The 13,125-nt window shown below is 51.3% G+C and carries 11 protein-coding genes; 10 read left to right on the top strand and 1 reads right to left on the bottom strand.

The window, feature by feature from the left end; all coding sequences use genetic code 11:
* Window positions 1–206 precede the first annotated feature (206 nt).
* The 5 genes from ACHZCX_RS02585 to ACHZCX_RS02565 all read left to right on the top strand — a co-directional run bounded on the left by ACHZCX_RS02585 (window position 207) and on the right by ACHZCX_RS02565 (window position 4,251).
* A complete protein-coding gene (locus tag ACHZCX_RS02585; protein ID WP_319585675.1) occupies window positions 207–407 on the top strand; it encodes a cold-shock protein in 201 nt (66 codons plus the stop codon).
* Window positions 408–777: 370 nt separating this feature from the next.
* The gene (locus tag ACHZCX_RS02580) at window positions 778–1,218 is read left to right on the top strand and encodes a glycine zipper domain-containing protein (protein ID WP_319585674.1); all 441 of its coding nucleotides are present in this window, start codon (window positions 778–780) and stop codon (window positions 1,216–1,218) included.
* A gap of 57 nt (window positions 1,219–1,275) precedes the next feature.
* Window positions 1,276–1,455, top strand: coding sequence for a hypothetical protein (locus ACHZCX_RS02575; RefSeq protein WP_319585673.1), 180 nt, complete (start codon window positions 1,276–1,278; stop codon window positions 1,453–1,455).
* Between the two features lie 346 nt (window positions 1,456–1,801).
* On the top strand, window positions 1,802–3,751 hold the full coding sequence (gene ftsH / locus ACHZCX_RS02570) for an ATP-dependent zinc metalloprotease FtsH (RefSeq protein ID WP_319585672.1): 1,950 nt from the start codon (window positions 1,802–1,804) through the stop codon (window positions 3,749–3,751).
* Window positions 3,752–3,882: 131 nt separating this feature from the next.
* Window positions 3,883–4,251 carry an antibiotic biosynthesis monooxygenase family protein gene (locus tag ACHZCX_RS02565; RefSeq protein ID WP_319585671.1) on the top strand — a complete coding sequence of 123 codons (369 nt, stop codon included), beginning with the start codon at window positions 3,883–3,885 and terminating at the stop codon, window positions 4,249–4,251.
* A 188-nt stretch (window positions 4,252–4,439) separates the two neighbouring features.
* Here the strand turns inward: ACHZCX_RS02565 and ACHZCX_RS02560 are convergent, their stop codons facing one another.
* A complete protein-coding gene (locus ACHZCX_RS02560) occupies window positions 4,440–7,349 on the bottom strand; it encodes a Tn3 family transposase (RefSeq protein WP_319585670.1) in 2,910 nt (969 codons plus the stop codon).
* A gap of 171 nt (window positions 7,350–7,520) precedes the next feature.
* On the opposite strand from ACHZCX_RS02560, the gene ACHZCX_RS02555 reads away from it, so the two are divergent.
* The 5 genes from ACHZCX_RS02555 to ACHZCX_RS02535 all read left to right on the top strand — a co-directional run bounded on the left by ACHZCX_RS02555 (window position 7,521) and on the right by ACHZCX_RS02535 (window position 13,105).
* Complete coding sequence (locus ACHZCX_RS02555; protein WP_319585669.1) at window positions 7,521–8,141, top strand: recombinase family protein; 621 nt, start codon at window positions 7,521–7,523, stop codon at window positions 8,139–8,141.
* A gap of 133 nt (window positions 8,142–8,274) precedes the next feature.
* The gene (locus tag ACHZCX_RS02550) at window positions 8,275–10,449 is read left to right on the top strand and encodes a PAS domain S-box protein (protein WP_319585668.1); all 2,175 of its coding nucleotides are present in this window, start codon (window positions 8,275–8,277) and stop codon (window positions 10,447–10,449) included.
* Between the two features lie 16 nt (window positions 10,450–10,465).
* Complete coding sequence (locus tag ACHZCX_RS02545) at window positions 10,466–11,086, top strand: response regulator (RefSeq protein WP_319585667.1); 621 nt, start codon at window positions 10,466–10,468, stop codon at window positions 11,084–11,086.
* Window positions 11,087–11,184: 98 nt separating this feature from the next.
* On the top strand, window positions 11,185–11,616 hold the full coding sequence (locus ACHZCX_RS02540) for a response regulator (RefSeq protein ID WP_319585666.1): 432 nt from the start codon (window positions 11,185–11,187) through the stop codon (window positions 11,614–11,616).
* A gap of 226 nt (window positions 11,617–11,842) precedes the next feature.
* Window positions 11,843–13,105, top strand: coding sequence for an anaerobic sulfatase maturase (locus tag ACHZCX_RS02535; protein WP_319585665.1), 1,263 nt, complete (start codon window positions 11,843–11,845; stop codon window positions 13,103–13,105).
* The last annotated feature ends 20 nt before the right edge of the window (window positions 13,106–13,125 follow it).

Raw genomic sequence — 13,125 nt, 5'->3', positions numbered from 1 at the left:
AATGCCGGAAAAATATTTATTAACAAACCAGAAACATACGCTACATTTGCTAATTTTTACAACCAGGTCCGGAGATTGCAAAACAGATAACATACGATTGAATGATCCTCCTCTCCGATGATTCAGTGTATGACCGATGCCCCCAAAGTGGGGGCATCACCCCAAAAGTGTGACCCGGTCACTCAACGAAAAAAGGAGTATGTGTAATGGCTGAAGGAACAGTAAAATGGTTTAACGATTCAAAGGGTTTTGGTTTTATCGAGCAGGAAAACGGCAAGGATGTTTTTGTGCATCATTCCGCTATTCAGGCCGAAGGATTCAAATCTCTTCAGGAAGGCGATCGCGTGAAATTTGATGTGGAAAATGGAGCCAAAGGGCCGACGGCAACAAATGTTGTGAAGTGCTGACACTTGCGTTTTCCGGGAGACGACACCCCCGCTTCATGCGGGGTTATTGTCAACTCTCTATGTTGGTTTATTTACTGCGCCAATTTTTAATTCTTCATTCCTCTCAAGACAAAATGGATCCCGGGAGGTTCACGAGTACGCATTAACCCTGCACTGCGGACTGAAAACAGCCATTCCTAAACCTCACGCCACCTGGCGCCATGTTGCATTGCAACAAGATCATTTCAGAGTGCCTAGAGCCAGTAGAAAGACACGATTCATTCTCGTGAATACCCTCTATTTTCCAATTCAAGCGGTTCGCAGCGTCAAGACGAGACGATATTTTTGTATTTTCTCAGGCGCTCACTCTCATTTAACAAGGAGAATTATCATGAAACATATCAATATCGTCGCCCTGCTTTTCCTGCTGCTGCTTTCCTCTTGCGCCACCAAAGGCCAAACCGGCGCGGTTGGAGGTGCTGCAGGCGGCGCCATTATCGGCCAGGCGATCGGCCATAACACGGGGGCAACATTGATTGGCGCCGCAGTGGGCGGATTGCTTGGTTATATTGTCGGCAATGAAATGGATAAATCCGATCGAGACAGGTTGAATAACACCTATGAGCAGGGTGCATCCAACCAACGTTCATCCTGGGTGAATCCGGATAGCGGCAACCGTTACGCTGTTACTCCGGAGCCAGCTTATCAGGATTCTTCTTCCAGGCGGGTCTGCAGAAAGGCTGAAATCGAAGCCATCATCAACGGTAAACCGGAACGGACCTACAGCACAGCTTGCCGGAATGAAAATGGGCAATGGGAGTTGCAACAATAGACAACCCTGCATATACCCTGCATGAACACTGTCACTGTTGACTGTGGAGCTCGCCCCATGCCGGATTCGATGGCTTTACTTGAGCAGGGCGGATACCCCGCCTTTACTCACAAGCAACCTGCTGATGTAAAAATAATGTATCGCCAGAGCCTCTTGCAAAAAGGAAGTCTGCGCACCATGTCATTTCGACCAACGGGAGAAATCTCTTGTTTCAAAGCACGAGATTTCTCCCGTTGACACTCTTCAAACGGGCCAATACCAGTAATCCGTCCCGAGACTGAACCCTCCATGGCTCATCCGTGGCCTCTGGACCATGGATGCTCCCTCTCCCAGCCCTGTTTACCGAGGAACCTGCAAATCAGGTTATATTTAACCGGTGGTTAAATATAACCGCTTCATGGCGGGAGAAGAAGGTAGCGGCCCCGCCCGCTGTATTGTTAATTATTCACGATAAAACAAAAAGATGAGTAACGATATATCGGCCACGTAAATTCTGGATCAATGATTGCTTTCCTTATGTCAGGCCAAGGAAAACTGCAGGCAATTGGTTTTATCCGGGCCTCTAGAAAAGAGGAATTGGTACATGTCGGTCAATCAGAACAACAAACAACCAGAAAATCTTACCGAAAAAATTCGGTCTCTGTTTGGTTATGGAGTTTCTCAGGATAAAAAGAATGCCTTGCCACCTAAAAGCCGATTCAACATCTGGTTTTATCTGTTAATTTTTCTCTTCTTTTCCTTCCTGCAACCTTATCTCTTTTCTGCAAAGGTAGAAACAATTCCCTACAGCCAGTTTAAACAGGACCTTGTCGAAGGCAAGGTGGTCGAGCTGACCATTGATCCTGATAAAATCACGGGAACGCTGGCAGGGTCTCCAAGTCAGGAGTTCACGACTGTTCGCGTCAACGATCCCGGCTTGGTAAAAGAGCTGGATGAACGAAAGGTCAGCTATTCCGGACGCTATCAAAACAAATTTCTAAGCAGCCTTCTCTCATGGATTCTTCCTCTTGGGGTTATGTTTCTGATCTGGCGTTTTGCCATGAAGAAGATGGGATCGGGAATGGGCGTCATGTCTTTTGGCAAAAGCAAAGCCAAGATTTTTGCCGAGAGTGAAATAAAAGTCAGCTTTGAGGATGTAGCCGGTATTGACGAGGCCAAGGGCGAACTCGAGGAAGTGGTCGAATTTTTGAGTACTCCTGATAAAGCCCAAAAACTTGGGGGGAGGATACCCAAAGGGGTGCTGCTTGTCGGTCCGCCAGGCACAGGTAAAACGCTGCTGGCCAGGGCCGTGGCGGGTGAGGCCAAGGTGCCTTTTTTCAGCATCAGCGGCTCCGAATTTGTCGAAATGTTTGTCGGTGTTGGAGCTGCCCGCGTTCGCGATCTCTTTTCCCAAGCCGCGGCCCAGGCACCCTGCATCATCTTCATTGATGAACTGGACGCCCTCGGCAAAGCCCGGGGGATGAATGTGATGGGGGGCCATGATGAACGGGAGCAAACGCTGAACCAGCTGCTGGTGGAGATGGATGGATTTGATACCAACAAAGGGGTCATTATCATGGCGGCCACCAACCGCCCTGAAATCCTAGACCCTGCGTTGCTCCGGCCAGGAAGGTTTGATCGTCAGGTTTTAGTCGATCGGCCGGATATCAACGGCCGGGAAGCCATTTTAAAAATTCACTCCAAAAACGTGGTGTTGGGACCAGAGGTGGATTTGCGCAAAATTGCTGGCCGCACCCCTGGTTTTGTCGGAGCAGATCTGGCCAACATCATCAACGAGGCCGCGCTGCTGGCTGCCAGAAATGATAAAGAAACCGTGGGGATGGTCGATTTTGACGAGGCTATTGACCGGGTAGTCGCCGGTCTGCAGAAAAAGAACCGGGTTATGAATGCCCAGGAAAAAGAAATTGTCGCCTTTCATGAGTCCGGGCACGCGATTGTCGCCGAGTCCGTGGAGCATGCCGATCCTGTGCATAAAATCTCCATTATTCCACGGGGTATTGCGGCGCTCGGATATACTCAGCAACAGCCCACGGAAGATCGGTATCTCATGACCCGTTCAGAACTGGTGGACCGGTTGGCTGTTTTGTTAGGCGGCAGGGTAGCGGAAGAACTGGTTTTCCAGGAAATATCAACCGGTGCCCAGAACGATTTGCAGCGAGCGTCGGATATTGCCCGAGCCATGGTCACAGAATATGGCATGAGTGATCGCCTGGGTCTGGTGAGCTATGAACGTCCTCGTCAGGCGATGTTTCTTCCGGACACCTATTCTTCCGGCAAAAATTACAGTGAAGCCAAGGCTGCTCAAATCGACGAGGAAGTCACACGATTTATCGATGAATCCCACCAACGTGTCCGTGGAATCCTCTCGGAGCGGCGTACCGTCCTTGATGATTTAGCCCGGCTCCTTTCTGAAAAGGAAAGCGTGCCGGGGGATGAATTACGAGAAATGTTGGCGGCAGCCAAGGCCGTTACAGAGACAATATCACCCGATGTGCTATCGCCTCCGCAGGCCGAAATTGAACATCAAGGGTGATTCGTGTTCAGACTGAAGGAGGAAGGCCCAATTTTTTTCCTCAGAAGAAAACAAAATCGAAGAGTTTCATGGCGATAATCGACTCGTGCAAAGCACTCAGGAGTCGAAATTTAACAGAAAGGGCGACAGCAATGATCATAGTCAGAACCATCATGACCGTGCTCCCGGAAAAGCAGAAAGAGGTGTTGCAAACCCTGCACTCATTGATCGAGCCACCGGAAAAGGAAAAGGGCTGTTTGAGTTATGATATTTTCGGCGACATTGAAGACGTCAATGTTTTCAACCTGATTTCAGAATGGGAAACCCGCCAACATCTCGACCAGCATATGCGATCCGACAGATTCAGTGTTTTGCTTGGCACAAAATGCCTCTTGAGCGAACCCTTGCAAATCAAAATTGCCACGGTTGTAGAGTATGAAGGAATGGACGCTGTTTGTTCGATCAGAAAAAAAAGTGCTGATTGTTCCCGTGCTCCATACGGGAAAGAACGGCCGGCCTGAACATTCTCCGTATTTGGGGCAACCCCAACATTCGTTCCAAAAATGCAAACTCGTCTTGAGTTTGCCAGATAACAACCCGTAATTAAATGGTTATGTTCCAAGATCGCCACTTTTGTTCCTACCGGCCCAGCTTTGGTCTCGTCAAGGCAAAGTTAAATTTTTGCCCATCCAAGGATCAAAGTCATTAATCAAGCGGCCAGCGGAAGGCGAGTCCCCATATCAAGCTCAAATCGTCCATAGGGATTGATATGCTGGGTTATAAGAGGGCTTAAAGCCGCCAGATCCCGGAGTGTCATCCGTTCTGGCCAGCCTGGCTCCGCTAGCACCTCCTGAATCATCAAGGTATTGATGTAGACTAGGCTCGCCTGCAACAGGTGCAGACAAAGGAGGCCCATTTCCTGGTTGTCCTTACGATTCGTTGATACTTCCCCTCTTTTGCCGTAGTAGATAAAGCCGTTGGCGCTATTCCAGCTTTCTACCACGTTGAGCCCCTCGTGGATCTCCCGTCGCAGGTCTTCCGACTCCAAATATCGACAGAGGAAAATGGTCTTGATTGCCTTCCCAAGTTCCGTCAACGCCTTGTAAGCCGGGTGTTGGATGTTGTTGCGAGCGAAACGACGCAAGAGGCTCTCCGCATCCGCCATTCCCAGCTTCAGGGCCACGGTATGCTTTATTATGGTATCCCACTGCTCTTCAATCAACTCCCAGTTGATTGCCTTGGCAGCTAGCACTGGATTGAGGTTGGAAAAACTCTGGCTGATATCCACCTTGTAGAGTCTCTGCCGACTGATCCCTTTTAACCGTGGCATTAGGTCAAACCCCAGCAGGCGGCAAAATGCAAAGGCAACCGTGTTCTGGCCGTGGCTGTCTACATACTGACGGTCAACCTTCATTTCGGAGCAATGCCGGAGCACCCCCTGGATCATGGCCGCAGCTTCCGAAGAGGAGACTCGCTTGAACTGGGAGTAGATGCAGGCGGAATTTTTTTCGACATGCCAGTAGACCATGACCCCTCTGCCACCGTAACGGAGATGCCATTCGGTGAGAAGGTTCTGGTCCCAAGCTCCAAACTGTTTGGAGTCCGAGGCGCAGGCGGTGGTGGCTTCGCCCCAAACCTTTGGCCGCCGTATCGCTAGGGTTGCGTTCACCACCTGGGTAATAGCCTGGCGCAAGCCCTCGTTGGAGATAAACCGGCGGCGAATGTAGAGCAGCTCCTTGTAGTCGTTTTCCGGCAGTGATTCCATACTCTTAATTCCAGTATTGGTACCCATACCGAACAGGCAGAGCAAAATCCGTCGTTGGAGGGTAGCACGATCCATATGGCTTCGCTCGGTGCCGCTTTGCAGGAAGCGGGTAAAGTTTGCCCGCAGATCGGTCTCCTTCAATATATCAAGCAGGCTTGTTCCCGGCCAACGTTGGGTGATCTCCCGTTTGAGGGTGGCGAGGTTTATCGGCTCTGGTTGGGGCTCAAAGGGGGTAATCGATATTCTGTGGCCATCCTTCTTGGCCACGATCTTCACCTTGGGATTAATCAAGATGCGTTCGTCAAGGGCTTGCAGATGGCCGGTTAACTCTTCTCGCAAGGAGGCAGTAAAGGTCTTGGCATCCAGGGGATAACCCATATCCTCGAAGTAGGAGGTCTTGCGCTCTGCAAAATCCTGGGGTAAATCTTCTTCGGGGTTACGGTAGCGTCGGCTACCAACCACCCATATCTCACGGCAACGGAGTTGTTCGCGTAGAGCCTTCAACACACAAATCTCGTAGGCTATCCGGTTGATCTTGTCACCCTCGACCACTAACGGCAGCCAGCTTGCCGGGACTATCCCCGTCAAGGGAACTTCCGCTCCTTTTGGGTAAACTGCATTTTTCTGTTCCAGAAGTGATTTAACCAACCCCAGGGCTTGCATCAGGGGTTGGTGCTGCGCATTTGTGCAACTGAACTCCAAGTTATTGAGCAGTTCCGGCAGCATTCGCCGATAGTAAAAACGGTATGAACGCTGTAATGCCGTTTTGACCTTGGTGGGATGTCCGATTCCAGCTTCAACCTCTTGGACCAAGCTCTGCAGCCATTCTTCCGGGACCTCGGGAAAAATAACCTCGGCTACGATCCCTTGCGGCGCTTCGAGTGAGGCCTTGGCCATCTGATAGAGCTTGGTCATCTTGCTGGGGGCTTTCTGCAGCACCTCGTTCAAGCCTTCCTCAATGCGACTTTCCGCCTTCTTACCCATCTTGTGGACGGTTTCCACCAACAGGTCCACCAAGTGATCGGTCAGTTCCTCGCAGCGGCGATTAAGGAAGGCGGCCATCAGGGTTGCCCGGAGGGGGGGACCATGCCGCCGGAGCTCAAAGGATTCCTCGACAACTGCCCGTTTGGCGTACCGTTCCACCAGTTTTGGCGAGACCTCTTTGAACAAAGCGCCAGGCAATCCGATTCCTCTGACTATTTGCAAGCGGTCGACTGCGGCCTTGACACTCTCTAGTCCGGCTTTGCCCGGATCATTCTTGAGGGTCTGCCAAATAGTCCATTCACCGTCCTCCGTAGATTGCAGCTGCAAGAGGCCGTTGAGACGGTTCATCATCGCCGCATCAAAGTTGCTTACAATCCTTTCACAGAAACGGTTTTCATGTTCGGTGAGGGCGGATTGGAGTAAACGACGAATCTTTCCAGCAGGAGGAGGTTCAACATGGTGATTTCGAAAATGTTCAAAGACTGCCAATTGCAGACGGTCCAGGCGGTATTCTTGGTGGAGAAATTCTTCCACCAACCATTTTCTCAAAATTCTTATATCTTGCGTAGAGGTCTTGCGGTAGTCTAAAAACTTGCGGATTTCATCGCGGTGATACTTGGTTGCTCGCCCGACCCATGAATAATCGCGCCATGATTTACTGGATATCCCAAGCTGGTTGGCGACAAAGCGGATTACCTCTCGTGAAACCTCATCAGGGTTTTCAGGGAATCGGCCTTCCACCTGAAAATATTTCAATAATACAGCAAAGCCTAGCCGACTAGCGACGGTTTTACGCTGGAGAAGTTTTTGTTCGTGGGCGCAAAGTGTCCAGTGCTGGTCCAGTTCTTCTCTTTTCCAATTGCGCTTCATTTAATTTCTCCGCCTTACTATTTGACATCAACTAATTTAGTGTCAAATAATCAATCCACAGGACATGTTGCAAGACATAGTTTAAGATACCAGAAAAATGACAACTTATCCGAGGAGATCGACTCGAAATCGGAATGTAATACAAACGACCGTATATATGACAGGTGCAACATGCTGATTGGCTACATGCGGGTATCAAAAGCGGACGGTTCCCAGTCAACTTCTTTACAGCGCGATGCGCTGATCGCTGCAAGCGTTGATCCGGCACATCTCTACGAAGACCAGTCTTCTGGCAAGCATGAGGATCGACCCGGTTTGACGGCTTGCCTCAAGGCATTACGCGAAGGGGATACGCTGGTCGTATGGAAACTTGACCGGCTCGGTCGTAGCTTGCGCCATCTGGTTAACACCGTGCACAATCTGACCGGGCGAGGCATCGGCCTCAAGGTGCTGACTGGACACGGCGCGGCCATTGACACCACGACCGCTGCCGGAAAACTGGTCTTCGGTATTTTCGCTGCTTTGGCTGAATTTGAGCGCGAATTGATTGCCGAGCGTACCCTGGCAGGCCTTGCTTCAGCGCGGGCGCGCGGTAGGAAAGGTGGGCGGCCGTTCAAAATGACCGCCGCCAAACTACGCTGGGCTATGGCAGCAATGGGGCATTCAGAAACAAAAGTTAGCGTACTATGCCAAGAGCTTGGCATAACTAGGCAAACACTATATCGGCATGTATCGCCTAAGGGAGAATTGCGGCCTGATGGTGCCAAATTGCTTTCACGGCCTGATAAATAACCTTGGTAGCCATTAAATGGAAATATATTGCCCCAACGGTCCTTATTGTTTCGCTCATCTTCATAACTAATTAAAAAATTGATATTTTTTCTTTTTAAAGAAAGTTATATCCTAGTCAACTCCTGGTGTTAGGATGAATTGGGTTATTATCATCTGGGCCATGGTCGCCTCATCCTGTCTTACGCTGGCGATGATGCACTTGTTGGTTTGGTGCAACAAGCGCACGGCGTGGGCCAGCCTTCTCTTTTCCCTATCGGCGTTGGCAACGGTCGGCTTGGCGGTCTGCGAAGTGTTGGCGTTGCGGGCGGAGACGGTCAATGAGTTTGGTACGGTTCTTCGGTGGGGGCATGTACCTTTCTGGGTACTGCTTCTCTCGCTGGTCGGTTTTGTACGGCTTTACATGCGGGCAGGGCGTTTGTGGCTTGCATGGACGATCTGTGGTCTACGGACGTTGTCCCTCATCCTCAATTTTGTTTTCACGCCAAATATCAATTTCCGTGAGATTACCGGCTTGCGGCAATTTCAACTCTTTGGTGAAACCGTTTCTGTCGCGGTGGGCATACCCAACCCATGGATGTTGATCGGTCAGTCCAGTCTGGTGTTATTTTTGTTCTTCCTTGTGGATGCCACATGGACGATGTGGCGGCGGGGCGAGCGGTTATCAATGCTGCTTTTGAGCAGCACCATGGCGTTCTTCATCACCGTCAGCTTAGGTCAGTTTGTTTTCGGGTTCTGGGGGATCAACCCAATACCGCTTACTCCCAGTATGTTCTTCTTGGGGGTCGTGTCGGTGATGGCCTGGGAGATGAGTCGAGCGATAATTCAGACCGCACAACTGTCAGACGATCTCTGCAAGAAAGAAGAGTGGTTGGATCTGGCGGCGGATTCTGCTGGCGTGGGACTCTGGTTATGGGATTTTAAAACCAACGTCATTTGGGCGACAGAAAGAGCCCGACTGATATACGGTTTTTCGCCTGATGAACAGATATCATTTGATACTTTCCTTTCCAGGCTCCACCCCAACGATTTTGAGTGGGTCGCCCAGGCCTCACAGAAGTGCCGCCAGGAGGGAGCTGATTTCCGTTACGATTACCGTATTGTTTTGCCTGATGACAGCATCCGCTGGGTAAAAGTACTGGCCAAGACGCTCTTCGTACCCAATGGCACTTCCAATCGTATGACGGGCGTGTCGATCGACATCACCGAGCACAAACTGGCTGAACTCGCCTTACAGATGGAACGATCCTTCTCGGAGACCTTACTGGAAAGTCTTCCCGGCTTGTTTTACCTCTACACTTTTCCCGAGATGCGACTGGTCCGATGGAACAGAAATCACGAAACAGCTACGGGTTACGGCCCGGGAGAACTCCGCAACCGTCATGCACTTGACTGGTATGCGCCTGCAGATCAGGAGGCGGTAACCGAAGGGATCAAGAAAGTCATTGAACTCGGCAGTTTTATGATTGAATCAAATCTGATTATGAAAGACGGCCGATCGATGCCGTACCTGTTGACAGGCGCTAGATTCCAGTATCTTGATCAGTTGTATTGCATGGGGATCGGGATGGATATCACCGAGCGCAAGCAAATGGAGCTGGAACTCCAGCAAAAGCGCAACGAGCTTGCGCACATCAACCGTGTCTCCACTATGGGGCAATTAGCCTCGACACTCGCTCATGAATTGAGCCAGCCGCTCGGCGCTATCCTACGCAACGCCGAGGCCATGGGTTTAATGCTGGAAGATCCATCGCCAGACCTTGCCGAACTACGCGACATTACGGAGGACATCTGCAAGGATGACCAACGCGCAGGCCAGGTGATCGATCGAATGCGAGCCATGATGAAGAAACGCGAATCCAAACAATACCATCTCGACCTTACGCTCCTGTTGGGCGAAGTCATTACCCTGGTGCAGTCAGATGCAGATAGGCGCCATGTGGGGCTAGTGTTGGATATCAATCCCGCCTTGCCGTCCATTCATGGCGATCCGGTGCAATTGCAGCAAGTTTTTATTAATCTGCTGTTAAATGCCTTTGATGCTCTGGAAGAAAATCAACCGGAACTCCCTCTTGTTAAGGTGTCGGCGCGGCCTGTCGGTAAAACGGTCAAAGTTGCCGTGAGTGACAACGGTGGCGGCATTGCGGAGGATGACACCTTGCATTTGTTCGAGCCGTTTTTCAGTACCAAGCCCCATGGCTTAGGGATGGGGCTTGCAATCTCCCGTGGCATCATCGAAACACACGAAGGACGGTTGTGGGTGGAAACCAACGTGACAGGGGGGCAACCTTCACCATCACCTTGCCGATAGCGGGGAGCAATGCGCAATGAATACTTCCGTTCCCATTGTCCGGATCGTGGACGACGACGCTTCGTTCCTGAAGGCGATCGCACGACTGTTGCGTGCATCTGGTTTCGAGGTGAAGACCTTTGCTTCGGCGGCAGAGTTTCTGCTCCAACCGGAACTTGATATTCCGGGGTGCGTCCTTGTGGATTTGCAGATGCCTGGTTTGAGTGGACTGGACCTGCAGGAAGAACTCGCCAAGGAAGGGCACAAATTGCCGGTCATCTTCCTCAGTGGCCAGGGAGATATTCCGACCACTGTACTTGCGATGCGGCGGGGTGCGGAAGATTTTCTGACGAAGCATGCACCGAAAGAGGACGTGCTTGACGCAGTGAAACGCGCGCTCGACCGTGATGCCTTCGAACGTGCCGGGCGGGCACGGATGGAAGCGTTGCAGGCGTGCTTCGCCACACTCACCTCACGCGAACACGAGGTTCTGCAACACGTTGTTCAGGGAAAATTGAACAAGCAAATCGCCCACGACCTCAGTATTCACGAACGCACCGTAAAACTCCATCGCACCTCTATAACGAGCAAGCTCAAGGTGTCCTCATCAGCTGAATTAACGAAGTTATGGATTGAGGTCAGCCCCATCAAAAAGTAACCTGCCAGCTCTTTTCTACGTCACGTCCTTTTCTTCATTCTCAACCTTCCCTAAAGGGCAGTAGACAAACCTCCTTTTTTAGATTTAGTCTGCTCGTTATGAGCCGCAAACAAAATATCTATATCGCTGTCGTTGATGATGATGAGAGTCTTTGCCGCTCGATGAGTCGACTGCTGCGGGCCGCTCACTTTCAACCGATCACGTATCTCTCCGCTGAAGCATTTCTTACGGACACGAAACGGCCGAATTTTGATTGCCTTATACTTGACATTCAACTGAAAGGGATGACTGGGCTGGAATTGAGCAAAAGGCTCTCTGCGGTTAACGATACCACCCCCTGCGTTTTCATAACGGGACACGAGGACATCCAAGTTCGGGCGCAGGCAGAAGCATCTGGATGCGCCGGTTACTTCCGCAAGACAGACTCCGGCGTGGAGGTTCTTGCGGCCATCCGCCGTGCAATTAACCTGAAAAATTCCAATTCCGCCCTTAAGCATGAGAAACCCCTCGACCTGGAGCAGGCCACCTGACCACACTTGTTACGATTCGAATTGGCAACAATACTGTCGCTTGTGATAAGCAAGTTCGAGAACCTTCTGAGAGAGGCAGTCATGCAATGCGGTCTGGTTATGCAGACCGTCTCACCCTTCCCCAAGTGAGCTCGAAGGTATTCTTCGTCTAGTGGCTACAGAGAAGGGTCGGTGCTGAGGTGGCGGCGAAGATTTTTTAGAGAAGACCAATGGAGCCAAAATAGACATGATCCATTCGAAAGGGCCGGCAATACTACTGCCCGAGCAGCCCGAAGGCTATAAACATCGCTTTCATGCAATGGTCAAACCACTCGGTTCGCTGTGCAATCTTAATTGCACCTACTGCTATTACCTCTCCAAGCAGGGCTTGCTCCAACAGCCCGCCGCACCTCGGATGTCCGATGATATCTTGGAGTTGCACATCCGCCAATACATCGAAGCGCAGACTGGTGACGAAGTCGTCTTTTCCTGGCAGGGAGGCGAGCCGACCCTGATGGGACTCGATTTTTTCCGCACAGTGGTCGAGCTCCAGGCCCAATACAAGAAACCTCAGCAACGCATTGAAAACGATCTCCAGACCAACGGCACCCTGCTAGATACTGAGTGGGCCACATTCCTCAAACAACATAATTTTCTCGTCGGCCTCAGTTGCGACGGGCCGCAGCGCTTGCATGACCGCTACCGGGTCACCAAGGACGGGCAGCCGACCCATGCCAAAGTGATGGATGCAGCCCGTCTGCTGCGCAAGCATGGCGTGCCGTTCAATGCCCTCTGTGTCGTCAATCGAGAAAATGCCCACTATCCACTCGATGTCTATCGGTTCCTGACCCGCGAACTGGGAGTATGGCGGGTACAGTTCATCTCCTGCGTGGAACCCAAGGTGTTCCGTGACACTGCTCCGCAACATTGGGACGCTGCCAGCCTGCCGGTAGTCGATTCAGCACAAGCGAAACCCGGGACTCCGGATTCGGTAGTCACCGACTGGTCGGTTGACCCCGACGACTGGGGCAGATTTCTTTGTAAGGTCTGGGATGACTGGTACAAGCGTGATTATGGCAAGATTCATGTCGACCTTTTTGAAACGGCGGTGGCCCAATCTCTGGGCTGGCCGTCGCAGCGCTGCATCACCTCAGAATTCTGTGGCAAAGGCATGGCCATCGAACACAGTGGCGATGTCTTCTCTTGCGACCATTATGTGTACCCTGAGTACCGAGTCGGCACGATAAGCGAGACCCACTGGAGTCAGATGGCCTATTCCGAGGCACAGAAGCACTTCGGTTTCGCCAAGAGCCGCACCCTGCCGCAGTATTGCCGGCAATGCCCGCACCTGCGTCTCTGCTGGGGCGAATGTCCCAAGAATCGGTTGGTGCGCGCGCCGGACGGCGAGATGGGACTGAACTATTTGTGCTCCGGTATGAAGCAATTTTACGATCATATTCAACACGACATGCCAGAGATTACACGACGGGTGAAAGGTTCCGGACGGTAAATCCAGCGCTGGAAAGTGTC

This window comes from uncultured Desulfobulbus sp. (assembly GCF_963662935.2).
In the GTDB taxonomy this organism is placed as follows: domain Bacteria; phylum Desulfobacterota; class Desulfobulbia; order Desulfobulbales; family Desulfobulbaceae; genus Desulfobulbus.
Note: the sequence above shows the minus strand (reverse complement) of the source record. Positions and strands in the feature narration are given on the sequence as shown.

What these genes read in the sequence shown, in the direction of transcription:
- ACHZCX_RS02585 (WP_319585675.1), top strand. Translation starts at nt 207, where the DNA reads ATGGCTGAAGGAACAGTAAAATGGTTTAACGATTCAAAGGGTTTTGGT.
- ACHZCX_RS02580 (WP_319585674.1), top strand. Translation starts at nt 778, where the DNA reads ATGAAACATATCAATATCGTCGCCCTGCTTTTCCTGCTGCTGCTTTCC.
- ACHZCX_RS02575 (WP_319585673.1), top strand. Translation starts at nt 1,276, where the DNA reads ATGCCGGATTCGATGGCTTTACTTGAGCAGGGCGGATACCCCGCCTTT.
- ftsH (WP_319585672.1), top strand. Translation starts at nt 1,802, where the DNA reads ATGTCGGTCAATCAGAACAACAAACAACCAGAAAATCTTACCGAAAAA.
- ACHZCX_RS02565 (WP_319585671.1), top strand. Translation starts at nt 3,883, where the DNA reads ATGATCATAGTCAGAACCATCATGACCGTGCTCCCGGAAAAGCAGAAA.
- ACHZCX_RS02560 (WP_319585670.1), bottom strand. Translation starts at nt 7,349, where the DNA reads ATGAAGCGCAATTGGAAAAGAGAAGAACTGGACCAGCACTGGACACTT.
- ACHZCX_RS02555 (WP_319585669.1), top strand. Translation starts at nt 7,521, where the DNA reads ATGCTGATTGGCTACATGCGGGTATCAAAAGCGGACGGTTCCCAGTCA.
- ACHZCX_RS02550 (WP_319585668.1), top strand. Translation starts at nt 8,275, where the DNA reads ATGAATTGGGTTATTATCATCTGGGCCATGGTCGCCTCATCCTGTCTT.
- ACHZCX_RS02545 (WP_319585667.1), top strand. Translation starts at nt 10,466, where the DNA reads ATGAATACTTCCGTTCCCATTGTCCGGATCGTGGACGACGACGCTTCG.
- ACHZCX_RS02540 (WP_319585666.1), top strand. Translation starts at nt 11,185, where the DNA reads ATGAGCCGCAAACAAAATATCTATATCGCTGTCGTTGATGATGATGAG.
- ACHZCX_RS02535 (WP_319585665.1), top strand. Translation starts at nt 11,843, where the DNA reads ATGATCCATTCGAAAGGGCCGGCAATACTACTGCCCGAGCAGCCCGAA.